This window comes from Streptomyces pyxinae, from assembly GCF_024756275.1.
Classification (GTDB): Bacteria; Actinomycetota; Actinomycetes; order Streptomycetales; family Streptomycetaceae; genus Streptomyces; species Streptomyces pyxinae.
Genome location: NZ_JANUGQ010000018.1, coordinates 116,256 through 141,919, shown reverse-complemented (window position 1 = coordinate 141,919; position 25,664 = coordinate 116,256). Strand labels below are relative to the sequence as shown.

At 73.9% G+C, this 25,664-nt stretch carries 23 protein-coding genes, 1 tRNA gene and 1 riboswitch; of the genes, 4 read left to right on the top strand and 20 right to left on the bottom strand.

Going from position 1 to position 25,664, the window contains the following annotated elements; translation table 11 throughout:
* Positions 1–287 precede the first annotated feature (287 nt).
* Positions 288–452 (top strand): hypothetical protein, encoded by a 165-nt coding sequence (locus tag NX801_RS20770; RefSeq protein WP_258789306.1) that lies wholly within the window; start codon positions 288–290, stop codon positions 450–452.
* Between the two features lie 49 nt (positions 453–501).
* Here NX801_RS20770 and NX801_RS20765 read toward each other — a convergent pair whose 3' ends face one another.
* Together NX801_RS20765 and NX801_RS20760 are read right to left on the bottom strand one after the other, a co-directional pair.
* The gene (locus tag NX801_RS20765; protein ID WP_258789305.1) at positions 502–1,095 is read right to left on the bottom strand and encodes an SMI1/KNR4 family protein; all 594 of its coding nucleotides are present in this window, start codon (positions 1,093–1,095) and stop codon (positions 502–504) included.
* A gap of 388 nt (positions 1,096–1,483) precedes the next feature.
* Positions 1,484–1,557, bottom strand: a tRNA-Pro gene (locus tag NX801_RS20760).
* Between the two features lie 648 nt (positions 1,558–2,205).
* Between NX801_RS20760 and NX801_RS20755 the strand changes: the two genes are divergently transcribed.
* Complete coding sequence (locus tag NX801_RS20755) at positions 2,206–3,402, top strand: acyl-CoA dehydrogenase family protein (protein WP_258789304.1); 1,197 nt, start codon at positions 2,206–2,208, stop codon at positions 3,400–3,402.
* A gap of 231 nt (positions 3,403–3,633) precedes the next feature.
* Here the strand turns inward: NX801_RS20755 and NX801_RS20750 are convergent, their stop codons facing one another.
* The 6 genes from NX801_RS20750 to NX801_RS20725 all read right to left on the bottom strand — a co-directional run bounded on the left by NX801_RS20750 (position 3,634) and on the right by NX801_RS20725 (position 9,401).
* Positions 3,634–4,206 carry a GAF domain-containing protein gene (locus NX801_RS20750; RefSeq protein WP_258789303.1) on the bottom strand — a complete coding sequence of 191 codons (573 nt, stop codon included), beginning with the start codon at positions 4,204–4,206 and terminating at the stop codon, positions 3,634–3,636.
* Entirely contained in the window at positions 4,203–4,829 is a 627-nt protein-coding gene (locus NX801_RS20745) for a GTP-binding protein (RefSeq protein ID WP_258789328.1), read from the bottom strand. Before NX801_RS20745 ends, NX801_RS20750 begins: the two co-directional genes overlap by 4 nt.
* Before the next feature lie 142 nt (positions 4,830–4,971).
* A complete protein-coding gene (locus NX801_RS20740) occupies positions 4,972–5,346 on the bottom strand; it encodes a DUF742 domain-containing protein (protein ID WP_258789302.1) in 375 nt (124 codons plus the stop codon).
* Between the two features lie 2 nt (positions 5,347–5,348).
* Positions 5,349–5,783, bottom strand: a complete 435-nt coding sequence (locus NX801_RS20735) for a roadblock/LC7 domain-containing protein (RefSeq protein ID WP_258789301.1) — start codon at positions 5,781–5,783, stop codon at positions 5,349–5,351.
* A 6-nt stretch (positions 5,784–5,789) separates the two neighbouring features.
* Positions 5,790–7,667 carry a sensor histidine kinase gene (locus NX801_RS20730; RefSeq protein WP_258789300.1) on the bottom strand — a complete coding sequence of 626 codons (1,878 nt, stop codon included), beginning with the start codon at positions 7,665–7,667 and terminating at the stop codon, positions 5,790–5,792.
* Positions 7,668–8,177: 510 nt separating this feature from the next.
* On the bottom strand, positions 8,178–9,401 hold the full coding sequence (locus tag NX801_RS20725) for an MBL fold metallo-hydrolase (RefSeq protein ID WP_258789299.1): 1,224 nt from the start codon (positions 9,399–9,401) through the stop codon (positions 8,178–8,180).
* A gap of 199 nt (positions 9,402–9,600) precedes the next feature.
* Here NX801_RS20725 and NX801_RS20720 point away from each other — a divergent pair, with 199 nt between their 5' ends.
* Positions 9,601–10,278, top strand: coding sequence for a TetR/AcrR family transcriptional regulator (locus NX801_RS20720; RefSeq protein WP_258789298.1), 678 nt, complete (start codon positions 9,601–9,603; stop codon positions 10,276–10,278).
* 146 nt (positions 10,279–10,424) lie between these two features.
* Here the strand turns inward: NX801_RS20720 and NX801_RS20715 are convergent, their stop codons facing one another.
* Positions 10,425–11,219, bottom strand: coding sequence for an SGNH/GDSL hydrolase family protein (locus tag NX801_RS20715; RefSeq protein WP_258789297.1), 795 nt, complete (start codon positions 11,217–11,219; stop codon positions 10,425–10,427).
* Positions 11,220–11,478: 259 nt separating this feature from the next.
* A complete protein-coding gene (locus tag NX801_RS20710) occupies positions 11,479–12,381 on the bottom strand; it encodes a M23 family metallopeptidase (protein ID WP_258789296.1) in 903 nt (300 codons plus the stop codon).
* A gap of 2 nt (positions 12,382–12,383) precedes the next feature.
* A riboswitch (cyclic di-AMP (ydaO/yuaA leader) is annotated at positions 12,384–12,543 on the bottom strand.
* Between the two features lie 475 nt (positions 12,544–13,018).
* On the opposite strand from NX801_RS20710, the gene NX801_RS20705 reads away from it, so the two are divergent.
* Positions 13,019–13,831 carry a tyrosine-protein phosphatase gene (locus NX801_RS20705; RefSeq protein ID WP_258789295.1) on the top strand — a complete coding sequence of 271 codons (813 nt, stop codon included), beginning with the start codon at positions 13,019–13,021 and terminating at the stop codon, positions 13,829–13,831.
* 155 nt (positions 13,832–13,986) lie between these two features.
* Here the strand turns inward: NX801_RS20705 and NX801_RS20700 are convergent, their stop codons facing one another.
* From NX801_RS20700 to hpnC, 10 genes are all read right to left on the bottom strand, one after another.
* On the bottom strand, positions 13,987–14,136 hold the full coding sequence (locus tag NX801_RS20700) for a DUF6126 family protein (protein ID WP_258789294.1): 150 nt from the start codon (positions 14,134–14,136) through the stop codon (positions 13,987–13,989).
* Positions 14,137–14,159: 23 nt separating this feature from the next.
* Positions 14,160–14,849, bottom strand: coding sequence for a helix-turn-helix domain-containing protein (locus NX801_RS20695; RefSeq protein ID WP_258789293.1), 690 nt, complete (start codon positions 14,847–14,849; stop codon positions 14,160–14,162).
* 60 nt (positions 14,850–14,909) lie between these two features.
* Entirely contained in the window at positions 14,910–16,295 is a 1,386-nt protein-coding gene (locus tag NX801_RS20690; protein WP_258789292.1) for an aspartate aminotransferase family protein, read from the bottom strand.
* Positions 16,296–16,511: 216 nt separating this feature from the next.
* The gene (hpnH, locus tag NX801_RS20685) at positions 16,512–17,534 is read right to left on the bottom strand and encodes an adenosyl-hopene transferase HpnH (RefSeq protein ID WP_258789291.1); all 1,023 of its coding nucleotides are present in this window, start codon (positions 17,532–17,534) and stop codon (positions 16,512–16,514) included.
* Positions 17,535–17,539: 5 nt separating this feature from the next.
* Positions 17,540–18,190 carry a phosphorylase family protein gene (locus tag NX801_RS20680; protein ID WP_258789290.1) on the bottom strand — a complete coding sequence of 217 codons (651 nt, stop codon included), beginning with the start codon at positions 18,188–18,190 and terminating at the stop codon, positions 17,540–17,542.
* Positions 18,187–20,250, bottom strand: a complete 2,064-nt coding sequence (gene shc, locus NX801_RS20675; RefSeq protein WP_428986189.1) for a squalene--hopene cyclase — start codon at positions 20,248–20,250, stop codon at positions 18,187–18,189. Before shc ends, NX801_RS20680 begins: the two co-directional genes overlap by 4 nt.
* Before the next feature lie 432 nt (positions 20,251–20,682).
* A complete protein-coding gene (locus tag NX801_RS20670; protein ID WP_258789289.1) occupies positions 20,683–21,807 on the bottom strand; it encodes a polyprenyl synthetase family protein in 1,125 nt (374 codons plus the stop codon).
* The gene (hpnE, locus tag NX801_RS20665; protein ID WP_258789288.1) at positions 21,804–23,189 is read right to left on the bottom strand and encodes a hydroxysqualene dehydroxylase HpnE; all 1,386 of its coding nucleotides are present in this window, start codon (positions 23,187–23,189) and stop codon (positions 21,804–21,806) included. Before hpnE ends, NX801_RS20670 begins: the two co-directional genes overlap by 4 nt.
* Positions 23,190–23,223: 34 nt before the next feature.
* The gene (gene hpnD / locus NX801_RS20660) at positions 23,224–24,195 is read right to left on the bottom strand and encodes a presqualene diphosphate synthase HpnD (RefSeq protein ID WP_258789287.1); all 972 of its coding nucleotides are present in this window, start codon (positions 24,193–24,195) and stop codon (positions 23,224–23,226) included.
* Positions 24,192–25,118 (bottom strand): squalene synthase HpnC, encoded by a 927-nt coding sequence (hpnC, locus tag NX801_RS20655; RefSeq protein ID WP_258789286.1) that lies wholly within the window; start codon positions 25,116–25,118, stop codon positions 24,192–24,194. Before hpnC ends, hpnD begins: the two co-directional genes overlap by 4 nt.
* Between the last annotated feature and the right edge of the window lie 546 nt (positions 25,119–25,664).

Here is a 25,664-nt window from a genome sequence, read left to right as displayed (position 1 = left end):
CACCTGCGGCCCGGCCGAAGGCACCGGGCCGCGCCCACCACCGTCACCCCGTCCCGCCGGACCGGGCGGCCGCCGGGGACAAGGACGCCGCGGCAGCCACCGGCCCCACACCGCGACGGAGGCCGTACCGGATACCCGGCGAACCCGCGCCCAGCCGGGTCCACTCCCCGCTGGCCGGCGGCCAGACCAGCGGGGGAGTCACTGCTGCTGGCGGCGGCTCCTGGCACCTGTATGACGATGAGCGCAGGGCAGCTCCGGCATGGAGTGAGGTCTGCGGTCGCTCTGCCATGTCCAGCTGGATCAGCTCCACCTCGATGGGCGGCGCGTTCAGCTCCGGATTCTCCGGCACATACCGACTGCTGGACAAGGACCCCTACTGGGTGACCTTCCCGCAGTTCCGGCACTGTGACGCCTCGAAGGCGACAGTGGCCTGCACGGTCCCCAAGCCGTAAGGAGCCAGGTGGTGGTCCGGCAGGACACCGTTTCTGCCGGACCACCCCGCTAACGAGGACCGTCCAAAAGAATCCGGCCCTCGGGGAACTGGGGCTCCTCACCGGGAGCCACCCACGTGAGCCCTCCGCACACGGTCAACGCGGGCCAGTTGTCCTCGTCCCGCCGGCCATCGGGTCCGATGAGGCAACGGCCATGCTCAAGAGCGTCGGCGATCTCGGTGAGCCATGCCTGAAGCAGCCAGCCCGAGGTGGACTCCGGAACGAGCTCCGGTTCGCGGTCGACCACCCACCGGCCGAGATTGCCGCACGACGGTTCACCCGGGCGCGCGTCGATGTAGAGCCCGTGCCACATGTCGTCCGGAGTGCAGGAGATCGGAATACGACCCGGCTCGCGTCCCCAGTCACGTGTCTGCGTCACATAGGCGCTCTGCAGCTGCTCCAGCCGATACCAGCCCTGACTCCCCGGCAGGAACCCGGCGGGCCACCAGCTCTCCCCGTCCCCAGGGTCATCGATACCGTCGTGCAGTTCGTACCAGGCTCTCAGCGCGGGCGGAAACGCCACCCCGATCGCTTCCTCCACTGCGGTGACATCGGCGTCGCCGGCCGCAGGGCGCAACAGGAGGGCGGACGCGGGGGCGTGCATACGTAGCCACGTCTCTATACGCTCCCAGGCAGCAGCGACGTGCGCGGCCGACCCCTCTGAGTTCCGTTGATCTGCCATACCAGCACCGTACAAGTGAGCTTGCCGGTATGAGCCCGGGTCTTGAGCCACACCGCGCAGGACGCGATACGCCGCAGGCCATGTCCACCAGCAGGCCGTGATACCGCGGAAGTACCCGAGGGGCCGTACGACCGTCCCCATCACCTGGACGCATCCACCGGAGAACCCGGACCGGCCGGCCGCCTGACCGGTGACGCCAACGCCTGGCGCCGCACCGTCCGGGAACGGGCCACCTGCGCCGCCACCAGAAATGATCAAGGGCTGGTTTCGGATATCTCCGAAACCAGCCCCGAACCGCGACTTCGTAAAGTCGGGACGACAGGATTTGAACCTGCGACCCCTTGACCCCCAGTCAAGTGCGCTACCAAGCTGCGCCACGTCCCGTTACCCGTCTGACCTGGGGCTTCCCTGGCCGAACGCGCAGAAGAACCATACCGCACCCCGGTGGGTGATCTCGAACCGCTTCCCGGGCCGGCCAGGGCGAGCGGCCCCTGGCGGCGCGCGGCGGACGGAGAGGCGCGCCGTCTCGCGCGCGGGTTTCCGACACGAGCGCCGTTCGCGCCGTACAACGCATCCACGCGCCGATCCTCCGGGCACCGCCGTGACACCTCTGGCCCCTTCCACCGCAACAAGCAGCGTCAATACCGTTCATGAAAGGAAAAGATTCGGTCGTGAGACATGCGGAAACGATCCGGCGCACCCTTGCTGATGGGACTTCTGTGACGGATGTGGCATTCAATGGCCTCCACGCACCCGCCGGAAGCGACACATGTGCCGGCGGCATGTGGCAGAAGTAAGCGCGAGGGGAATGCACCCCGAACAGGACTGGACAGCCGTTACCACACCGAACAGAGTTCTCTTCGCGCGCCGATGGCTTTGATTCCGGACAGATTTCGAAGAAGCCGGAGACGCGCCGCACCGTTCCGGAATGATCCATACCGTCACGCGTCCGAACCGCTCGGGGCGGGACCACAGCCGAGGCACCACCGCTCGTCCCAGATCCGGGCGGGGGCTGCGCAGAGGAGGGCTCGAATGGACGGGTACTTCGCCACTCGACTGCACCACCGACTGAGGGAGCGAGTACGGGAGTTCGCGGAGCACGAGGTGAGGCCGCTGATACCCGCCATGGAGGCCTCCCGGTCGGTGCACCATGAACTCTCCCGGCTGATCGCCCGGCAGGGCTGGCTGGGAGCCACGATCGGGCCCGAGCACGGGGGGATGGGCGTCGGTCACCTCGGCAAGACGATCATCATCGAGGAACTGTCCCGGGTCAGCGGCGCCATGGGAGCCATGGTCCAGGCCTCGCAGCTCGGGGCGGCGAAAATCGTGCACTTCGGCAGCACCGAGCAGCGCAAGACCTGGCTGCCCGCGATCGCGGCGGGCGAGTGCCTGCCCACCATCGCGGTCACCGAGCCGGAGTCCGGCGGCCATGTCCTGGGCATGAGCGCCACCGCCGTACGGGACGGCGACGACTATGTGCTCAACGGCCGAAAGGTGTTTGTCGGAAACAGCCATGTGGGTGATCTGCACGGCGTCGTGGTGCGCACCGGACCGAATTCCCGGGGGCTCACGGCCTTCCTGGTGGAGGCGGACCGGCCGGGCTGCCGGGTGGGTGACCAGAAGCCGACCCTGGGGCTGCACGGTTTCGGCTTCGGTGAACTCGTCTTCGACAACTGCCGTGTGCCGGCGGCCAACCGGCTGGGCGAGGAGGGGGACGGGCTGGCCGTCGCCTACTCCTCCAGCGTGCTGTACGGACGGGCCAATCTGACCGCCGTGTCCCTCGGTATCCACCGGGCGCTGCTGGAGGAGACGACGGCCTTCTGTTCCGAACGCCAACGGTACGGGCAACCCCTGCACGCCCTGCCGACGGTCAAAATGAAGCTGGGACAGATCCAGTCCCGGCTGATGATCGCCCGGCTCGCCGCCTATCACGCGGTGCATCTGCTCGACCAGGGTGCGCCCTGTGACGCGGAATTGATGAACGCCAAGCTGGTGAATGTGGAATACGCCCTGGACTCGGCCCGTAACGCGATGGAGGTCCACGCCGCCGCCGGGCTGTTCACCGACCGGCCGATCGAACGCTATCTGCGGGACGCCCACCACATCTTCGCCCCGGCCGGCACCTCGGACATCCAGTTGCTGCGGCTGGCCGAGGTGGCGCTGGGGTCCTCGAAGGGGCAGTGGTCCGAACGGCTCTCCGAGGTGGTGCGCATGCCCACGGCGCCCTGACGCCCCGGGAAGGCCCGGCAGGCCCGCCGGGCCGAGCGGAACGGGCCGGGGACCAGGGGCCGAGCGGGAACGGGCCGGGGGCCCGAGGAGGTGGGCCCCCGGCCTGTTCCGTCAGCGTCACCGTCACCGCCGCCGACACCGGAGGGAGGGCGCGCACCGGGGCGGTACGCCTTCCGGGCGGAGCCCGTACGGCGGAAGCCCGTACACCGGCACCGGGGCGGGGCGGGTCGGTCAGAGGCCGCCGTCCTCGCGGCGGTGGATCTGCTCGACCAGCTCCGCCGCCAGCGACTTGATGGTCTCCAGGCCGGCCCGCCCCCAGGGCCGGGGCTCGGTGTCGACCACGCAGATGGTGCCGAGGGCCGTGCCGGTACGGTCGATCAGGGGCGCGCCGAGGTAGGAGCGGATGCCGATCTCGTCCACGACCGGGTTGCCGGCGAACCTGGGGTAGTCGCAGACGTCCTCCAGGACCAGCGCCTTGCGGCGGACCACCACATGCGGGCAGTAGCCGTGGTCGCGGGCCATGAACCGGCCCACTCCCCCGGTGGCGGCGGCGGTGGCGCCGAGGTCGCTGCCGGTGTGGGTGCCGGCCGGAGTGTGCAGTCCGGCGAAGAACTGCCGGTTCTCGTCGATGAAGTTGACCATCGAGTAGGGGGCCCCGGTCACCTCCGCCAGCTTCCGGGCGAACTCGTCGAAGGCCGGGTCGGGGCGGTCCCCGAGGCCGAGCTGACGGAGCCTCCGCACCCGCAGCGGGGCCTCGTGGTCGACCGGGGTGAGCAGCAGATGGCCGGTGGGGTCGTAGGTCATGAAGGAGCTCCGTAGCTCGGTGCCGGCGCGGGGGACGGGTGGGTGGCGAGCAGATGCTGGACGAGGGTGACGAGGGTCTGGATGCCGGAGCTGGCGATACGGGCGTCGCAGAGCACGACCGGCACGTCCGGCCGGAGGTCGATCGCGGCCCGTACCTCGTCCGGTGCGTAGCGGAAGGCGCCGTCGAACTCGTTCACGGCGACGACGAAGCGGATGCCGCGCCGTTCGAAGAAGTCCACCGCCGAGAAGGAGTCCTGGAGGCGGCGGGTGTCCGCGAGGACGACCGCGCCGAGCGCGCCCTCGGAGAGCTCGTCCCACATGAACCAGAAGCGTTCCTGTCCCGGGGTGCCGAAGAGATAGAGGACATGGCGGCTGTCCAGGCTCATCCGGCCGAAGTCCATGGCGACCGTGGTGGTGCGCTTGGACTCCACGCCCACCAGGCTGTCGGTGGCCTCGCTCACGGTGGTGAGCAGTTCCTCGGTGCTCAGCGGTTCGATCTCGCTGACCGCGCCGACGAAGGTGGTCTTCCCCACCCCGAAGCCCCCGGCGACGAGGATCTTCAGGGCGGTGGGGAAGAGATCGCCGGTCCCGCCGGGCCCTGGCAGTGCCGGACCCGCCGCCATGGGCCCTGTCACGGCCACGGACCCGGTCCCGCCGGGCGCCGGGCCGGGGCCGACGGCGACCGGACGCGCGACGCCGGATGCCGGGCCGGATGCCCTGCCGGAGTCCGGGGCGCCGGTCCGCGCGGGACGTACCGCCCGGTTCTCAGAGCCGTCGTCGTAGGCCATCGAGCACTGCCTCCAGCAGGGAACGGTCGTCGGTGGGGCTGTCGTGGTACCGGGGCGCCCGCGCGGTCAGCGCCCCGCAGTCCACCAGGTCGGAGAGCAGGACCTTGGTGACAACCGCGGGCAGCCGCAGGTGCGCGGCGATCTCGGCCACCGAGGTGGGACCGTGGCAGAGCCCGAGGGCGAGGCTGTGCTCCGGCCCCAGGTGCGCCTGTGGCATCGTCCCGGTGGCCATCACGAGCGACAGCAGGTCGAGCGTGGTGGTGGGCCGGGTGCGGCCGCCGCTCACGGTGTACGGGCGGATGAGACGGCCGGCCGCGTCGTCGAGCCAGGGGCCGTCCTGTCGGATGTGCACGGTCAGTGCCCCGCTCCGCCCCGGGCGACCGCGGGCTGCCGGGCGGGCGTGACGAGATAGGGCCGGACGCTCTTGACCAGCATGGCCATCTCGTAGCCGAGGACGGCCGCGTCGGTCTCCCGGCCGGCGAGCACGGCGAGGCAGGTGCCGGAACCGGCCGTGGAGACGAACAGCAGGGTGGAGTCGAGCTCCACCACGACCTGGCGGACCTCTCCGCCGTCGCCGAAGCGCGCTCCGGCGCTGCGCCCGAGCGAGTAGAGGCCGGAGGCGAGAGCCGCCATGTGGTCGGCGCTGTCCGGGTCCATGCCGTGCAGCGACTTCACCAGGCCGTCGGAGGAGAGCAGGACCGCGCTGCGGGTGTGCGGCACCCGTTGGACGAGGCCGCTGAGCAGCCAGTCGAGATCCGAGGAATGGCCGGTCGGCACATCGCTCGTCATGGTGGATTACTCCTTGGGGGGTTGGCCGTGGGGCCCCGGTTCGGGGTGGGCGTGGGTGGCTGGGGACGACGGGGACACCGCCTCGGCCAGCCCGATGCCGCGCTGGAACGCCGCCATCAGGCCGGGGTCGTGCACGGTGGGCTCCTCGTCGTCCCGCCGGACCGGTGCGTCGCGCAGCTGCGGGACCAGGTGCTCCTGGGCGCGGCGCCGGGGCAGCAGGGGGCGCTCGCCGGGGCCGGGCACGGACCGGTGGCCGCCGGGCAGCAGCGGTTGCCGGGGTGCGCCGCCGGGGCCGGGCGCGGCCGGGATCCGGGGACCGGGCAGCGCCTCGGCCGGGTTGGGCCGGTCGGTGTGGTCGTCCCGCACCGGGAGCGGGCCGGCGCCCTCCCGGACCGGCCCCGGCCCGTGTCCCTGGCCCTGTCCCTGGGCGGGGACCTGCGGGGCGGTGGGCGGCTGGACCGGCCCGTGGTGGCCCTGGTGGGGCGGCCGGAGATCCGCGACCCCGGCGGGCGGCGGGACGGCGGCCGCCGCTGCCGGGGGCCGGTACAGACCCGGCGGCCGGTGGTCCGGGCGCGGCACGGCGTACGGCCCGGCCGGCTGGTCCGTCCGGACGGCGCCCGCGGCCTCGTGGGGCCGGCCGAGCCCCTCCGCGTCGGTGCCGAGGAGCTCCTGCGGCAGGACCAGGACGGCCTGGACGCCGCCGTAGATGTTGGACTGGAGGCGGACGGCGATGCCGTGCCTGCGGGCCAGCGCGGAGACCACGAACAGGCCGATGCGGCCGTCCTGGAGCAGATGCGCCACATTGACCTGGTCGGGGTCGGTGAGCAGCTCGTTCATCCGGTTCTGCTCGGCCACCGGCATGCCCAGGCCCCGGTCCTCGACCTCCACGGCGAGTCCGGCCGTGACGTACTGGGCGCGCAGCAGGACCGAGGTGTGCGGCGCCGAGAACAGGGTGGCGTTCTCGACCAGTTCGGCCAGCAGGTGGATGACGTCCGCGACGGCGTGGCCGCGCAGTGTGCCGTCGATCGGCGGTACCAGTTTGACCCGCGGGTACTGCTCGACCTCCGCGATGGACGAGCGCAGCACCTCGGTCATGGAGACCGGGTTCGACCACTGGCGGCGGGAGATGGCCCCGCCGAGGACGGCGAGGTTCTCGGCGTGCCGGCGGATCCGGGTGGCCAGGTGGTCGACGTGGAAGAGGCCCTTGAGCAGTTCGGGGTCCTCGACCTCGTGCTCCAACTCGTCCAGCAGCTGGATCTCGCGGTGCACCAGGGACTGGAGGCGGCGGGCCAGATTGACGAAGACCTCCACCTTCTGCTCGTTGCCGACGCTGCTGGAGAGCCGGGACGCCTGGACGACCGCCGCCACGGCCGCCTCGTGGGACCGGCCCAGCTCATGGGTGAGCAGGTCGAACTCGTCGGCGCCACCGGGGGCCGGTGGCAGGGCCGCCCGGGCCGGCGGGCGGTCGCCCTTGCGGAGCTGGTCGACCAGCATCCGCAGCTCGGTCTGGCCCCGGGCGCTGCGCCGGCGCAGGGTGTGGCACCGGTCGAGCACGGTGGCGGAGGCCCGCTCGGCGGCCAGCACGGCGGCGGCCACGGCGGCGACGGCGAGCGCCGTGGAGCCGGCCAGCGCGGTCCAGAGCGCGGGGGTCGGCCGGGCCCCGGTGGAGCGGATGGTGAAGAGCACGGCGGCCGTTCCGGCGAGCGCCACCACGATGACCGGCAGGACCGAGGCACGGAGCAACTGGGGCCGTATACGGGCCTCCACCGGAGGCGCCGCGGCCCGGGAACGGCCGTTGGGCGGGAGGGAGCGGGCCCCGGTCCGGCCGTGCCGGCCGCCCTCACGGCGGTCCGGCCGCGCGGCGGGTGCGCGAAGTTGTGACATCGGCGTCCTCGGTACGTGATCCCCGGAATTCGGCGTCTGCGAGCTCGGGTTCACCTGGGTGTGCGGGAACGGCGATACGGCGGGCCCACGGCGGCGCCGTTGAACCCACTGTCGATCACCGGGGACCCACGGTAGTCACGAAGCGTCGGCACCCGGATGGCAGTTGACGAACTTGCCCGCCGAGCATCCCGCTCTGGTATGAGGCCCCGCACAACAGCGCGACGCACACCAGAGCGAAGGGACCGGTACGCGGGGCGTACCGGTCCCTTCGGCGGTGGGCGGTGGGCGGTGTGCGGTGGGCGGTGTGACGTGGTGACGTACCCGGTTCCCTCGGCGTCTGCCGTGGAGACGTGCCGCCGTTCCGGCGCCTCGCCGTACGGGGCCTCCTGGCCGCTGGGCCCCTGGGGGGGGCCGGCATGGGCTCGGCACGCCTCGCCGTACGGGACCTCTCCCGCGGGTGCTCTCCTGCGGGCGGGCCCCCGGTCCGCTCCGGTACGGCGGGGGCGCCGGTCAGCCGGTGGCGGCCGGGCGGTGGGCGCCGGCGCCCGGCTCGGGACCGGTGCCGACGGCGGTCCGGTCGGCGAGGAGCGGCACGGTGGCGGAGGGCCGGCCGCCGGACGGGGGATGGGCGACGCCACGCCACCAGGGCTCCTCCGGCACCGTCCGGCCGGCCGGCTCGAACGGCTCCCCCGGGCGCGGCAGGGCGGCCCGGACCCCGGCCTCGGCGGCGGCCGCGAGGGTGCCCTCACCGGGCTCGGCCCAGGGGTGCGGGGCCAGGTTGAAGGTGGCCCAGTGGATCGGGAGCAGTACGCCGCCGGGGCCGCCCTGGAGGTCGAGATGGGCGCGCACGCCCTCGGCCGGCGTCATGTGGATGTCCGGCCAGTACTCGCTGTAGGCGCCGATCTGGATCATGGTGGCGTCGAACGGCCCGTGGGCCGCGCCGATGTCGCGGAAGCCGGTGAAGTAGCCGGTGTCGCCGCTGTGATAGATCCGGTGCTCCGGGCCGGCCACCGCCCAGGAGGCCCAGAGGGTGTGCTGCTGGTTGCGGAGCCCCCGGCCGCAGAAGTGCCGGGCCGGGGTGGCGGTCAGGGTGATGCCGCCGACCTCGGTGGACTCGTGCCAGTCCAGCTCCCGCAGTCGGCCGGCGGGCACGCCCCAGTGCTCCAGATGGGCGCCGACCCCGAGCGGCACCGCGAAGAGGGTGCCGGTGGTGGCGAGGGCCCGGATCGTGGGCAGGTCGAGGTGGTCGTAGTGGTCGTGCGAGATGACCACCACGTCCACCGGCCCGAGCGCGGCCAGCGGAGCCGGCACCGGGTGCAGCCGCTTGGGGCCGGCGAAGGAGAACGGGGAACAGCGCTCGCCCCAGACCGGATCGAAGAGCACCCGGCGGCCGTCGATCTCGGCCAGCACGCTGGAGTGTCCGAGCCAGGTGAGCCGCAGCCCGGTGGCCGGGGGCCGGGCGAGATCCGCGACGGTGGTGGGGTGCACCGGGACGGCACCGCGCGGTGCGCGGCGGCGCCGGGCCTCCTTCTCCAGGAACACCCGGGCGAGTTCGAGCGCCGAACCGGACGGGCGGTGGCGGGTGCCCTCCGGATTCCGGAACACCCCGTCGGCGAAGTGCGGCGAGCGGCGGATCCGCTCCAGCCGCTCGCCGGTCGCGTCCGCGCCGAACGAGGCCGGGCGGAGTGAGCGGAACGGGGAGCGCGGCGGTCGCGGGGAAGCGGCGTCGGTCACAGCACCTCCAGTGGGAACAGGGGTTCTTCCATTATGGGCGGGTGGTACGACAGCACGACGGCGGGCGGGTGACGTCCGGCGGTCGCGGAAGGGGCCGCCGGCGCACGGCCGACGGCGACGGACCGGGGGCGGCGGACCACGGCGACGGGCAACCGCCGCCGCACCGGCCGTCGTCCCCGCACCGGAAAGGGGCACACGGATGGGCAGAGTGCGGTTGAGCGTGGCCGAGCGGCGCGCGGAGCTGCTGCGGGCGGCGGTCACGCAGATAGAGGAGCGGGGCGTGGCCGCGGTGCGCATCGCGGACGTGGCGTCGGCCCTGGGGGTGAGCAACGCGCTGGTCCTCTATCACTTCGCCACCAAGGAGAAGCTGGTGGCCGCGGCCTTCGGGTACGCCGCCGAGGGCGACCTGGTACGGCTCCGGGCCGTGCTCGCCCGGCGGACCAGCGCCGAGCGCCGGCTGCGGGCGGCGGTGCGGTGGTACGCGCCGACCGGCCAGGCCAAGGGCTGGCGGCTGTGGATCGACGGCTGGGCGGCCGCGCTGCGGGATCCCGTACTGCGCGCGGTGGTACGGGACCTGGACCGGCGCTGGAAGGCGGCGCTGGCGGAGGTGATCGCCGAGGGAGCCGCTGCGGGCGAGTTCCGCTGCGCCGACCCGCTCGCGGCGGCCTGGCGGCTGACCGCCTTCCTGGACGGGCTCGCGGTCCAGATGACGGCCCACCCGGGCTCCCTCTCCCGGGCCACGATGCTGGCCTGGGCGGACGAGGCGCTCGACCGCGAGCTGGCCCCCGGCTCCGCGCCCGGCGGCCCGGGCACCGCTCAGGACGCCGGGGAACCGGACGGCCGGGCGCCCGGCGAGGCGGTGCCGGCCGACGACTGACCGGGGCGGGCGGGCGGTGCGGGAACGGCCGGCCACCGGATCACCGCTCCCGGCCGGGCGGCGGGCTCCCGACGGTCGCCGCGTGCCGCACGGTCTTGGCTCCCCGTACGGTCACCGCACCCCGCACGGTCTCGGCGCCCGTACGGTCACAACGGCAGCAGGTCCGGGCGCTTGGCCGTCACATGGTCGCCGGACGACTCGCCGCGCAGCCGCCGCCCGATCCACGGCACCAGGTACTCGCGGGCCCACTGGATGTCGTTCCGCCGCTCCTCCAGCGTCCCGCGCGGGGGCAGCGGCGGCCACGGCTGGTCGGGGTCGGCCGGCACATCGAGCCCGAGCACCTGAGCGGCCCGCAGGGCGACCCGGGTGTGCCCCTCGGGCGAGAGGTGCAGCCGGTCGTGGTCCCAGGCGCGGCGGTCCTGGACGGTCCTGAGGGACCAGAGGTCGAGCACCGGGCAGCCGTACCGGTCGGCGACGGCCCGCACATGGCCGTTGTAGGTGGCGACCTTGCCGCGCAGCCGGCGCAGTACGGGTACGTCCCGGGTGTCGAAGCCGGTGGTCACGACGACCCGGCCGACGGCCGATGTCAGGCCGGCGACGGCCCGTTCGAACCGCTCGGCCACGTCGTCGGGGTCGCTTCCCGGCCGGATGATGTCATTGCCGCCGGCGCAGAAGGTGACCAGGTCCGGGGCGAGTTCCCGGGCGCGCGGGACCTGTTCCTCGACGATCTGGTCGAGCAGCCGTCCGCGTACGGCGAGATTGGCGTACCGGAAGTCGCCGGGGTCCGGCATCCGGTCGGCGAGCAGGACCGCGAGGCGGTCGGCCCAGCCGACGAAGAGTCCATCGGGACCGGGGTCCCCCACGCCCTCGGTGAAGCTGTCACCGATCGCCGCGTACGACTCGATTGTGTCACTGTCATTGAAGGTCGAATCGTCTGCCACGGGAGCCCATCCTTCACCGCGCGGTGTGACCTACGCGACCGTAAGGAGGGGTTGACGGCGGGTGAGATACGCCACCGGTCAAGAATTCCCCAAGGGCGGAATAGCGGGAAGGGCGGGAAGGACGAGAAGACAGACCGGGCCCGCGCCGGGAAAGAGGACGGTGAGCGGGCCGGAACGGCCACCGGCCCCGGCACGGGAAGGTGCCGGGGCCGGCGGCGGCCGGAGCAGCCGGGTACGGGGCCGCCGGGCTGCCGGGGTGTCAGGCGGAGACGCCGTGCTGGCGGAGCCAGGCCACCGGGTCGATGTCGGAGCCGTAGTCCGGGCCGGTGCGGACCTCGAAGTGCAGGTGCGGACCGCTGGCGTTGCCGGTGGCGCCGGAGAGGCCGATCTGCTGGCCGCCGCTCACGGTCTGGCCGGCCGACACCGACAGCGAGGAGAGGTGGCCGTACTGGGTGTAGTTGCCGTCCTCGTGCCGGATGACGACCTGGTTGCCGTAGGCGCCGCCCCAGCCGGCCGAGACCACGGTGCCGGAGCCCGCGGCCTTGACGCTGGTGCCCGTGGCGGCGGCGAAGTCGACACCGGTGTGGTAGCCGGAGGACCACATGGAGCCGGAGGCGTGGTACGGCGTCGTGATGGCGGCGTCCACCGGGGCGGTGAAGCCGGTGTCGCTCGCCGGGGACGGAGCCGCGGGCTCGGCGGCCTTGGCGGGCTCGGCCGACTCCTTCGCCGGGGCCGGGGCCTCGGCGCGGTCGGCGGAGCGCGAGGAGCGCTGCTCGTCGGTCTGCGGGCGCTCGGCCTTGGCGGCGCCACCGCCGAGGGTGAGCTTCATGCCCGGCAGGATGAGCCCCGGGTCGTCCCCGATGACCTGGCGGTTGTCCTGGTAGAGCCGCTGCCAGCCACCCTTGACGTTCTTGTTGTGAGCGATCTTGGCGAGATGGTCACCGCTCACCACGGTGTAGACGCGGGGCGCCGGCGCTGCCGTCCGGACGGCGGCGGTGGCGGCCTGCTCGGACGCGGCGGCGGGTGCGCCGTTCGCGGCGGCGTGGGCGCCGGTGGCCCCGAGCAGCGGCAGGGCGAGAGCCGCGCCGCCGGTGCCGGCGGCCAGGACGCCCCGGGCGAGCGGGTTGGACTTGGGACGGCGGTGCTTACCCTTCGCGGGCATGGCGAATTCCTCTCCGGCGCCTGCGAGGTGAGCTGTCGGGTTCGGACTGGAGATGCCCGGCCGTGCGGATCGCACGGCTTCACCCCTAGCCGTCCCGGAATTTCCGGTGCGGCGTACTACCTGGTTCCCCCGCTCCTGCCAGCGCGTGAGTGGATGTGAATTCCGGGCGGCGGCAGGATTCGGCGGTCCGTCCGGATTGACGGTGACCGTAATCGAGTGCCGACCGGCGGAACAAGCCATGTGTTTCGGTCCGCTATTCCGGGACCGGAAAATGCCCGAATTTTCCGGTCACCCTCCGTGGATTGCGGATCATGTATCGCCGTACCGGGCACGGCATTTGCGTCCGGACGATCACCACGGACGGTCACAGTTATGACGCTGCTCACGCGGGCCCCGGGCCACCTCCCCCGCACCTGGACCCCGTTGGGCGAACACGCCGCAAGCGCCCTCAATACAGCAATTCGGACAGAAGTGCTTTTCTGCGGCAGGTCACCACGGAGCCCCCACCGGCCCGCGGGCACCGGGAACGCATGGGCTCCTTCACCCGGATGATGATCGAACGACCCCCTGATGTCGTATCGTCGGATCCGCGCCATCGTCGGCGACCGATGCCGACGGCAGAACCCCAGGAGCCGCCGTGACGCAGCAGCTGCCGCAGGCCCCGCAGGCCGAACCCCGACTGACCGGGGTGCGCAACTTCCGCGACGTGGGTGGGCTGCCCACCACGGACGGCCGCCGGGTGCGGTGGGGCCGGCTCTACCGCAGCGGCCACCTCGCGCACGCGGGCGCCGAGGACACGGCCTTCCTGAGCTCCCTGGGGCTGCACACCGTCTTCGACTTCCGCAACGCCGCCGACCAGCAGCTGGAGGGCCCCGACGTCGAGCTGCCGGGCGTACGGAACGTCAACATCCCGCTCACCGACCCGGCCCATGGCGCGGAGTTCTGGACCATGGTCCGGGACGGAGATCTGGACCAGCTGCGCGGGCTGCTGGCGGACGGCCGGGCGGCGGCCCGGATGACCGCGTCGTACCGCGAGATCGTCCGGGAACGCACGGCCGAGCACAGCAGGGTGCTGCACGCCCTGGCCGAGGACAGTGTCCCGGCCCTGATGCACTGCGCGGCCGGCAAGGACCGGGCGGGCCTGTCGGTCGCGGTGGCGCTGCTCGCGGTGGGCGTCGAGCGGGACGCGATCGAGGAGGACTACCTCAAGTCGAACGACCCGGCCCGCCGCTACAAGGTGTACCGGAGCGACAGTTCGGCCGCCGGGATGTCGCCCGAGGTGATGGAGCTGCTGGCGCCGCTGTTCGACGCCCGGCTGGAGTACCTGGCGGCGGCCTTCACCACCGTCGAGGAGACCTGGGGTTCGACCGAGCGGTACTTCTCCGAGGGGCTGGCGCTCGCCCCGGAGACCCGGGAGCGGCTGCGCGACCGGCTGCTCGAAGACGCCTGAGGCCGGGGCGACACCCGGTCGTCCCGGGGCTCCCGGACGTCCCGGGGCTCCCGGACGTCCCGGGGCTCCCGGACGTCCCGGGGCTCCCGGATCTTCCGGACGGCGCCCGGGCCGGTCGTACCGGGGCCGGGGCGCCCGGCCACTGGTTCCGTCAGCTACTGGTTCTGCCCGCCCAGCACGAAGAGCAGATAGAGGAACGCCGCGAAGAGGTGGCCGGCGACCAGATAGGCGAAGAGCCGGACGACCAGGCCGCGGGGGAATTTGCGTTCCTCGGTGCTCGGGTCGCGGGCGGGTTCCAGGGACATGGCGGGGCCTTCCTCGGGAGGGGTCATCGGCGGGCGGGGCCGCCGAGGCAGAGATCGGCGGCGCCGCTCTGCAAGAGGGTGTGGACGAAGAGCAGCTCGGCCCCTTCCCGCCCGGCCGCGCCGATGCGGTGCGGGGTGAGCGAGTCGAAGTGGGCGCTGTCGCCGGGGTCGAGGACATGGGCCGTCTCCCCCAGGACTAGCCGCACCCGGCCGGTGAGGACGTGGAGCCACTCCTCGCCCGGGTGGACGCGCACCAGATCGCCGCGGGTGGCGTACGGCACCTGCACCCGCAGCGCCTGCATGGCGCGGCCGGCGGACCCGGCCTGGTGGTAGATCCAGCCGTCCGCCTCGGCCGGCTCGGCCCGGCCCGCCCGGACCACCGGGTCCCGTTCGGGCAGGAGTTCGCCCAGCAGCTCCGAGACGGTCGTACCGTAGACCCTGGCGAGTCCGAGCAGCATCGGCAGCGAGGGCTGGCGCTGCCCGGTCTCCAGCCGGGAGAGATGGGCCGGGGAGAGACCGGCCCAGCGGGCGGCTGCCTCCAGGGTGAGCCCCCGGCGGCGGCGGAGCGCCCGCAGCCGGGGCGCGACGTCCGGCAGCGCGGGACCGGTCGGCCCGGCGCCGCCCGAGAGGTCCGGCGGCTCCGGCAGAGGTGCCGGGTCCTGAGGAGGGGGCGCGGCGGCGAACGGGGGCGGGTCCCCCGGAATGGGCGGCATACGACCATTGCGCCACCATCTTTCCTCTGAGGCAAATTTCTTGCCCGAGAGGCAAAAGGCTCAGCGTGCCGCCGTGGCGGCCTGCCGCACCAGGGTCCGGCCGAAGTCCCACAGCAGCCCGCCGCCGGAGTGCGCCTCGTCCATGACGGCGGTGAAGGCGGCGAGGAACCGCTCCACCTCGGGCTCCCCGATGATCAGTGGCGGGATCAGCTTGATGACCTCCAGCCGGTCGCCCGAGACCTGGGTGAGAATCCGGTGCCGGTGCAGCAGCGGGGCCACCACCATTTGCGCGAAGAGCCCCTTGCGAGCGGCCTGGAGCATGGCCCAGCGGCCGCGCAGCCCCAGCGAGGACGGCCGCCCGAACTCGATGCCGATCATCAGCCCCCGGCCCCGTACGTCGTGCAGCAGCTCGTACCGGTCCACCAGCGCGGCCAGCCGGGACTTCAGCAGCTCACCGGTGTCACGGGCCCGCTCCACCAGCCGCTCGTCGTCCAGCACCGCCAGGGTCGCGAGTCCGGCCGCCATCGCCAGGGCGTTGGAACCGAAGCTGGCCGAGTGGACCAGCACCCGGTCCAGCGAGGAGTAGACCTTGCGGAAGATCCAGTCCTTGCCGAGCGTGGCGCCGACCGGCACATAGCCTCCCGAGAGCGCCTTCGCCACGCACACCAGGTCCGGTTCCACCCCGCTCTCCCGCTGGTACGCGTAGAAGGTCCCGGTCCGGCCGAGACCGGTCTGCACCTCGTCCGCGATCAGCAGCGCCCGGTGCCGCCGCAGCAGCTCCTGGGCGGCCCGCAGAAAGCCCGGCGGGGCCTCGTGCACGCCCTTCCCCTGGACCGGCTCCACCAGGAAGGCCGCCACATCGCCCCGGCGCAGCTCCCGCTCCAGCGCCGCCAGGTCGCCCAGCGGCACCGCGGTGTCGGGCAGCAGCGGCGCGAAGCCGTCGCGGAAGCAGCGTTCCCCGTTGACCGAGAGGGAGCCCGCGGTCAGCCCGTGGAAGGCGTGCGCGCAGTAGAGCACCCTCGGCCGGCCGGTGGCGCACCGCGCGAACTTCAGCGCGGTCTCCACCGCCTCGGTGCCGCTGTTGCCGAAGAAGACCCGGTCCAGGTGCGGGGAGCGGGCGAGCAGCCGTTCGGCCAGCAGCCCGGGCAGCGGCGGGCAGTCGAAGCGGGTCAGATCGGCGAGCCCCGCCGCCAGGGCGTCCTGGAGCGCCCGCCGCACCACCGGATGGTGCCGTCCCAGGCCCATCACCCCGAAGCCGGCCAGCATGTCGAGGTAGTCGTTGCCCTCGCTGTCCCAGAAGTACGCCCCCTCGGCCCGGTCGTAGACCTTGTCGAAGCCGATGGCCCGCAGCATCCGGGGCAACTGGTGGTTGAGGTGCCGGGAGTGCAGGGCGTAGCGCTCACCGCCGCGCTCCCGGAGCAGCGCGGCGAGGTCGAACTCGTTCACGGGTTGCTCCCCTTTGGTTTCGAGGCCCGGGTCGCCTCCGGGGCGTCTTGTGCGTGTGTCGGGGAGCCACCCGTTCCCCGGCCGGGCCACCCGTTCCCCGGCCGGGCCACCCGTTCCCCGGCCGGGCCACCCGTTCCCCGGCCGGGCCGCCGGGGCCCCGCCGGGCGGGCGGGGTCGGGTCGGGCCCGGGTTCGCGGGATCGGCGGGGCCCCGGGGTCAGGATCGGCCGGAGGGGAGGGACTCGCGGGCGGCGCGGAGAGACTCCTTGAGGGAGCCCATGGTGGCCAGCACGGCGGTGGGCTCGTAGCCGCAGTGCGCCATGCAGTTGGCGCACCGGGCGTCCCGGCCGCGGCCGTAGGCGTCCCAGTCGGTCTCCTCGACGAGCTGGCGGTAGCTGGGCACATAGCCGTCGGCCATCAGATAGCAGGGGCGCTGCCAGCCGAAGAGCGAGTAGTTGGGGATCGCCCAGGCGGTGCAGGGGAAGTCCGCCCGGCCCTCCAGGAAGTCCAGGAAGAGCGGGGAGTGATTGAGCCGCCAGCGGCGCCGGTTGCCTCCGGAGAACGCCTTGCGGAAGAGCTCCCGGGTCTGCTCGACCCCGAGGAAGTGCTCCTGGTCGGGCGCCTTCTCGTAGGCATAGGCGGGCGAGATCATCATCTCGTCCACCCGGAGGTCGTCATTGAGGTAATCGAGCACCTCGATGACCGTCTGCGGGGTGTCGGTGTTGAAGAAGGTGGAGTTGGTGGTGACCCGGAAACCGCGCCGCTTGGCCTCCTTGATCGCGGCCACCGCCTCGTCGAAGACGCCCTCCTTGGCCACCGACTCGTCGTGGCGCTCGCGCAGTCCGTCGATGTGCACGGCGAAGGCGAAATACGGCGAGGGCGTGAACTTCTCGATCTTCTTGCGCAGCAGCAGGGCGTTGGTGCAGAGGAAAACGTACTTCCGGCGGGCGACGAGCTGGCGCACGATCTCGTCGATCTGCGGGTGCATCAGCGGCTCGCCGCCCGCGATGGAGACCATCGGGGCCCCGGACTCCAGGACCGCCCCGACCGCCTGGGCGACCGGCATCCGCTGTTTCAGGACGCCCGCCGGGTGCTGGATCTTGCCACAGCCCTCGCATTTCAGATTGCAGGCGTAGAGCGGTTCCAGCTCCACAATGAGCGGGAATTTCTCGCGCTTGCGCAGTTTCTGTTCGAGCAGATAGGTCCCGACCCGGATGGTCTGGCGAAGCGGCATGGCCATCTGGCTCACCTCCTGGGGAGCAGGGAGAAGCGGTGCCATTCATGGAGAGCGGGGAGCACGGCACGAAGAACCCGGAACGCCGATATTCCTCCTCTTACCGTCCCGATACGGACCAGCTCATGTTCGGGAGCGTCCACGATCACCCGGACGGCCGCAACCGGGCGCTCCCCGGCGGTCAGCGCGGCACGGAGGGTGGCGGCGGACTCCATGTCCACGGCGATCGCCCCGGTGGCCCGCAGCGCGGCCCGCTCCTGGCCGCGCACCACGTGGTCGGAGCCGGTCAGCGGACCGGTGTGGACGGTCCGCCCCGGCACCGTCCGGCGCAGCGCGTCGGCCAGGGGCCCGGTGCCGGTGCACCGGGTGGTCCCGTCCGGACCCCGGGTCTCCCCGGCCACCACCAGGTCGCCGGGGTGCATGCCCGGGGCGAGCCCGGCGCAGAAGCCGGCGGCGAGCACCGCGGCGCCCGCCAGTCCCGGCGCGGCCAGTGCCCCGGCGACCGCGCGCCCGGCGGCGGCCGGACCCATGCCGGTGCGCACCACGGTGACCGGGCCGGGCGCGTCGGCGCCCCGCCCGGCCCCGCGCAGCGCCAGCCGTTCGATGCCGAGCGCGCAGGCGATCAGCAGCGGCGGTACGGGGCCGTCCGGGCCTCCCGTCACCGGCCCGTCCCGGCCGCGGCCCGGACGGCCGGCGCGCCGGAGGCGGCGGCACCCGGCAGGACGGCCGCCCCGGTTTCCCCGTTGACGTACCGGCCGAGCGCGGTGAGCGGGAACACCTGCCGGTACAGGTGGTAGTTGAGGGAGAAGTCCCAGGGGAAGCCGGTGCCGGTGAACTCCGGCTCGTCCCAGGAGCCGTCCTCGCGCTGCCGTTCCACCAGCCAGCCGATCCCGCGCGCCACCGCTTCGGAGTCCCGCTCCCCGCCGGCCAGCAGGGCCAGCAGCGCCCAGGCGGTCTGGGAGGCGGTGGAGGTGCCGCGCCCGGCCCGGCTCCGGTCCCGGTAGGAGCGCAGATCCTCGCCCCAGCCGCCGTCCTCGTTCTGCACCGACCGCAGCCAGCCGGCCGCCCGCCGGATCGCCGGGTGCGAGACGGGCAGCCCGGCGGCGACCAGCGCGGGCACCACCGAGCCGGTGCCGTAGACGTAGTTGACGCCCCAGCGGCCGAACCAGGCGCCGCTGTCCTCCTGGTGGTCCAGCAGCCAGTCCACCGCCCGGCGGGCGCGCGGATGGCGGGCCTTGCCCTCGTACGCCAGCATCTCCAGCACATGCGCGGTGACATCGGCGGACGGCGGGTCGATCACCTCGCCGAAGTCGCAGAACGGCAGCCGGTTGGGCAGGGTGCCGGTGTTGTCGGCGTCGAAGGCGCCCCAGCCCCCGCAGGAGGACTGCATCCCGGCCGTCCACCGGGCGCCGCGCCGCACCGCCGCCTCCACCTGGGCGGGGTCCGGGTGCAGCACCCGGCGCAGCGCCAGGATGACCTCGGCGGTGTCGTCGATGTCCGGGTAGGTGTCGTTGTGGAACTCGAACGCCCAGCCGCCGGGGGTGAGTCCGGGGCGGCGCACGGCCCAGTCCCCGGGGCGGACGATCTCCTCCCCCAGCAGCCAGTCGGCGGCGCGGACCAGGGCCGGGTGGTCGGGGCGCACCCCGGCGTCGGCGAGGGCGATGACGGCCAGTCCGGTGTCCCAGACCGGCGACTGGCAGGCTTCCACCATCCGGCTGCCGTCCGGGCGCCAGACGGCGAACCGGTCCAGCGACTCCAGGCCCGCCCGCATCACGGGGTGTCCGAGGTCGTAGCCGAGCAGCCGCAGGGCGATCAGCGAGTAGACGGCGGGCGGCTGGATTCCGCCCCAGCAGCCGTCGTTCTCCTGGCGCTCCACGATCCAGCGGGCGGCGGCGTTCATCGCGGCCCGGCGCAGCCGGCGCGGGGCGATCCGGCGGTAGGCGCGCAGCGCCCGGTCGAGCCGCCGGAAGACCCCGTCCCAGGTGGTGACCGGAGCGGAACGCCGGGGCGGTACCGGGTGCGCGGGGTCGGTGTGCAGCTCGTCCAGGGCGAACGGGGCCGGGTGGACCGGGCGTTCGGCGGAGACGATGGTGAGCGGCACGATCGTCTGGCGGGCCCAGCAGCCGAAGTCGTAGATGTTGAGCGGGAACCACGGCGGCAGGAAGATGAGTTCGGGCGGCAGCTCGGGCAGGTCGTCCCACTTCCACCAGCCGAAGAGGGCCAGCCAGATGCGGGTGAAGACCCGGGTGGCGGCGATCCCGCCCCGCTCCCGGATCCAGGCGGCGGCGCGCGCCATGTGCGGCTCGTCCGGGGCGTCTCCGGCCAGCCGCAGCGCCACATACGCCTCGACGGTGGCGGAGAGGTCGCCGGGGCCGCCGTGGAAGGTGGCCCAGGGCCCGTCCGGCAGCTGTCCGGAGCGGATGTGCCGGGCGGCGGCCCGGGTGACGGTCCGGTCCTGGACGCCGAGGAACTGCCGGAGCATCAGGTCTTCGGCGTCCATGGTGACATTGGTCTCCAGGTCGCCCTTCCACCAGCCCTCGGCGTCCTGGCGGGCGAGGAGGTGGGCGACGGAGCGTCCGGCGGCCCGCTCGGCCGCCTCGCGGAGTGCGGCGGCCCCGGAATCCGACTCCGGCGCCGCGTCCATGTCCGTGTCCGTGCCCGCTCCGGCGATGGTCCCGAGGGCCCGGACGGCGGTGGTGCCCGCGCGGACGGTGGCACCCACCGGTCTCTCCGCCTCCCCGGCCGGAGCGGCGACGCCCGCCGGTCCGGTCGCGTCCCGCGTCCCCCCGGCCGGGCCGGCGGCGACCGGGCTCCGCCCGCCCCCGGCGCCTCTCGCGCCCTTCGCCTTCCCCCTGCCCGTGCCGGCCGGGCCGGCCGTTCTGGCCTTCTCGTCCGTCGTCCCGGTGGCCGAGCCGGTGCGGGGCCCGCCGGCCCCGGTCCCGTCGGTCGTCGCTGTCATGGCTTCCCCTCGGTGCGGTCGGCTGCTGCGGCTGCGAGAGCCGTCGGCCGGTGCGTCGGGGCACCGGCCGGCGACGGCTGCCTCCGGGGAACTGAGGTGATCAGCCCCCGGAGGGCACCGGTATGGAGCGAACGGCGAGCGCCCGCCGGGCCGCCGTCACGGCGGACTGACGGCCGGAAACCATGGTGCCGGGGTTCACCGCCGGCGCACCACGACGAAGTCGGCCAGGGCGACGAGCTGTGCGCGCACCCGGGCGGGCAGGTCCACGTCGTCCAGCGCCTCCACGGCGACGGCGTGCTGGCGGCGGGCCTCCTGGGAGGTCCACTCCCGGCCGCCGGCCTCTTCGATGAGGGCGGCGCGCAGGGCGAACTCCTCCTCGGAGAAGCTGTCGAAGTCATTGCTCTTGGCGTCCGCCGCGAGCAGTTCGCCCAGCCGGCGGCCGGCCTCGCCGCCGTCCGCGAGCGCGGCGACCACCGGCAGCGACTTCTTCCGCTGGCGCAGGTCGCTCCAGGTCTGCTTGCCGGTGGACTCCGGGTCGCCCCAGATGCCCAGCAGGTCGTCCACCGCCTGGAAGGCGAGGCCGAGGTGGTAGCCGTACGCCTCCAGGGTGTCGGCCGTGCGGTCGTCGGCGCCGCCGAGGACGGCGCCGATGGAGACGGCGCAGGCGAGCAGGGCGCCGGTCTTGTTGCCCTCCATCTCCAGGCACTCCTCGACGGTGACCCGCTCGCGGTGCTCGTAGGAGATGTCCTGGGCCTGGCCGTCGATGAGCCGGCGGCTGGCGGTGGTGAGCCGGCGGGTGGCGCGGCCGGCCTCGACGGTGCCGATCTCCAGCAGGACCTCGTTGGCCAGCGCGAAGAGCGCGTCCCCGACCAGGATCGCCTGCGCCGGGCCGTGCACCTTCCACACGGTGTCCCGGTGGCGGCGCTGCTCGTCACCGTCCATCAGGTCGTCGTGGAGGAGCGAGAAGTTGTGCACCAGCTCCACCGCGACGGCGCCGGGCACCCCGACCTCGGGGGCCGCCCCGGCGGCCTCGGCCGAGAGCAGCGCGAGAGCCGGGCGGACGGCCTTGCCGCCGTCGGCGTCGGACGGGCGTCCCTGGGCGTCGATCCAGCCGAAGTGGTACGCGGCGACGGTGTCCATGGGCGACGCGAGCCGGTCCACGGCGGCGCGCAGTACCGGGGTGGACAGGGTCCGTCCCCGCTCCAGCAGCGCGCCGACGTCCACGCCGTCGGCCGCGTGGGTGTCGGCGGTGTCGGCGGCCGGGCTCACCGGGGGCACAGTCGGCACGGTTTCTCCTCTTGTTCCAGTACTCAGGCTCATGCCGCCTCCTCGACCGGATGGTTCCGGGGGTGGCGGAGTGCGTGCAGCGCGGCGTCGGCGGCGGCGAAGCCGCTGCGGACGGCGCCCTCCATGGTCGCGGGCCAGCCGGTGGCGGTCCACGCGCCGGCCAGGCTGAGGCCGGGGACGCGGGTGCGGGCGCCGGGGCGCAGCCGTCCGACACCGGGCGCCGGGGCGAAGGTGGCGGTCCGTTCCCGGGTGACGAAGAAGTCCCGCACCCCGGCGCCGCGCGCGGCGGGCAGCAGCCGTTCCAGCTCGGGCAGATAGCGGGCGCGCAGCTCGGCGACGGGCGTGTCGATCTCCGCTCCGGCGGCCGACTGGGAGAGCGCCAGATACTGGCCGCCCCGGTAGCCGGAGGCGTCGGTCCGGTCGAAGACCCACTGGACCGGGGAGCCGAGCGCGGCGAAGAACGGCCGGCGCAGCACCCTGCGGTCGTACAGGACATGGACGTTGAGGATCGGCGCGGTGCCGATCTCCAGCAGCCGCCCGGGGTCGGGCAGCGCGCCGTCCGGCAGCAGCTCGTACGTCTCGCGCTGCGGTACGGCGAGGACGACGGCGTCCGTGTCGAGGGCGCCGCCCGCGTGGGCCACCCGCCACCGTCCGTCCGGGGTGCGGGTGAGCGACTCGGCCTTGGCCCGGGTCTCGATCCGGACGCCCAGCGCGGTCAGCGCGGCACGGGCCCGGGTGTCGTGCAGCTCACCGAGCGGCACCCGGGCCCAGCCGATGTCGGCGGCGCCGGGTTCGGAGAGCAGCCCGGTCTTGAAGACCATGGCGGCCAGGCCCAGGGAGACCTCGGGCGCGGTGGCGTTGAGGGTGGCGACGCCGACCAGGTCCCAGAGCGCGGCGACGGCGCGCGGGGACTGGCCGTGCCGGGCCAGCCAGCCGGCGAAGTCCTCCCGGTCCAGGGCGGGGTCGGTGGGGTCGAGCCGGTTCAGGGCGAGCGCCGCCCGCACCACGGCGGCCCGCTCGGTGAGCGAGAGGTGCGGATAGCCGGCCAGGCTGCCGGCCAGGTGGAGCGGGACCGGCAGGGCGGTGCGCCGCAGCCGGCCCAGGCGGGGCCCGGCCGGCCGGCCCACGTCCAGGACGGGGACGTCCAGCCGGGGCTGGAGCGGCGCGAGAGCGGTGCCGCCGATCCGCTCCAGGAACCAGCGGTAGGCGGTGCAGCAGCGCAGATGGACGTGCTGGCCGTTGTCGACGGTGAGGTCGCCGCGCCGGAAGGAGAAGGCGAGGCCACCCAGGCGGGGGCGTCCCTCCAGCAGGGTGACCCGGGTGCCGGCCTCGGCGAGCCGGAGGGCGGCGGTGATCCCGGCGAGCCCGCCGCCGACCACGACGGCGTCCCCGGGGCGGCGGTGCGCGTCGGTCATGCCGCCTCCCGGGACGTGCGCGGGTACGCGTCCATCAGGCGCGCCCCCCGTCGTACTGGCGGACAAGACCGGCGGTGGCCCGGGCGGTACGGGCGTCCAGACCGGCCAGTCCGCGCACCGCGACGTACGCCTTCTCCCGGCCTGGCAGCGAGACCCGGCCGCGCAGCACGGCGGCGGGGTCGGCCTCGATCCGGTCCAGCAGCCGGCGGTAGATGCCGGCCATGGCGGCCACACAGGCGCCGCTGCGCCGGTCGAGCAGCGGCAGCAGCCGGTAGCCCTCGGCGAACAGCGCCCGGGCCCGCCGCACCTCGAAGCGGACCAGACCGGCGAAGTCCGCGCCCGGCGGCGGGACCGGGGAGCGGAAGCCGTCGGCGCAGCCATGGGCGGCGAGATCCTCGGCGGGCAGGTAGACCCGGCCGTTCAGCGCGTCCTCCCGGAGGTCCCGGAGGATGTTGGTGAGCTGGAGCGCCAGGCCCAGCGTGTCGGCGTACCCGGCGGCGCGCTCGGCGCCGGGCGCCCCCGGGGCCGTACCGAAGACGCCCAGCGAGAGCCGGCCGATGGCACCGGCCACGCACCGGCAGTAGACGGCGAGGTCGTCCCAGGTCTCGTAGGTCTCGCCGCGCACGTCCATCAGCACGCCGTCGATCAGCTCGTCGAGCCCGCCGAGCGGCAGCGGGAAGCGGCGGGCCGCGTCGGCGAGCGCCACGGCCACCGGGTCGGTGTCGTCCTCGGCCACGGCGCCGCGCCGGATCCGGCCCAGCACCTCCCGGGCGCCGTCGAGCCGCTCCTTCTTCTCGCCGGGCTCCAGGGCGCCGTCCCCGATGTCGTCCACCCGGCGGGAGAACGCGTACAGCGCGGACATCGCCTGCCGCTTGGCGGTGGGCAGCAGCCGGATGCCATAGGCGAAGTTCCGGGCCTGCTGCCCGGTGACGGCCTCGCAGTACGCGTAGGCGGCGCGCACCGGCGCGGCCACCTCCGTCGTCGGTCCCTCCACGCTTCCGCTCACCCCTCTCCGCGCGCACGGCGCAGCACCCCGGCCGCGCGTCGCGCCAGGTTCGTTCCGGTGGCCCTGGGCGGGCCGGGCAGGACGTCGTAGTGGGCGTCCCGGATGGCGTCGAGCGCGGCGAGCCCGCCGGCCACGAAGCCGGCCAGCAGCAGCCGCAGCCGCCCGGGGACGCTCGCGACCAGCGGGACGCCGTCCGCCAGCAGTTCCCGGGCGCGCTCGGCCTCGAAGGCGACGAGCGCGCGGACCGAGGCGCCCGCGCTGGGCCGGGCCAGGTCGTCCTCGGTGACGCGGAACCGCCGCAGGTCCTCGGCGGGCAGGTAGATACGGTCGCGGGCCAGGTCCTCGGCGACGTCCTGGAGGTGCTCCACGATCTGCAGCGCGGTGCACACGGCGTCGGAGCGGCGGACCCGCTCGGGGGTGCTGGTGCCGGTGACCGCGAGCACCAGGCGCCCCACCGGGTCGGCCGAGAGCCGGCAGTACCCGAGGAGTTCCTCGTACGTCTCGTAGCGGCGCACCCTCTGGTCCTGGCGGTTGGCCCGGATCAGCCCGAGGAACGGCTCGGGGTCGAGCGCGCGGCGGCGCACGGTGGGGGCCAGGGCGCGGAGCAGCGGATGGGCGGGCGTGGAGTCGAAGACCCGGCGCAGATCGGCCTCGAAGGCGTCGAGCAGGGCGAGCCGGTCGTCGGCGTCCTCGGGGGTGACGCCCAGATATCGGGCGTCGGCGCCGCCGGGGGCGAGGTCGCCGTCGCCGATGTCGTCCACCAGCCGGGCGAAGCCGTACACCGCCATCAGATCGTCGCGCCAGGCCCGGGGCAGGAAGAAGGGGGCCACCGGGAAGTTCTCTTCGGTGGCCTTGTCCAGCGTGGCGCGGGCGGTGAGCGCGGCGCCGGGGGCGTCGGAGGGCGGCTGCCGGGTGATCGTCACGGCCGGCGGTCCGCTCCGGGGACGGCGAGAGGTGCGCGGAAGCGGAGATTTCCCATGATTGCCGTCATATCTCCCGTTCTACACCGCCGACTCAAAACTACCCATTTCGGACACGCCGCCGGTTTACCCGGAGGGGAGTGCTCCCGCGCGGGACGGTCCCGCCGGGCGTTATCTCCCCAGTTGTCATGAATCGGCACCGGCACAGCTTACGTTGTACAACGCACCGCTTCCCGGGCGGGGTCCTCCGCGCGGCCGGCCCCGCGGCCGTCGGCTCCGTCCCCGTCCCCATTCCCCCTCGGCCCGGCGAGACACGCGAGGCGGATGTGACAGACGGGGCCCTCGGGACGAGGGCCGCGCTACCGGAACGCGCGGGAGGGGGTGCGGGGTTCCCGGCCCCACCGGATCCCTCGGTACGGGTCCGGTGTCTCGACCGGTACGGCTCCGGTGCCGCGCCACCCGGAACCGGCTCGGGGGGCGTGACCGGTACACCCGGGACCAGGACGGGGCCGGAGCGCCGGGCCGTCACCGGTGACCGGACCGGCGGGC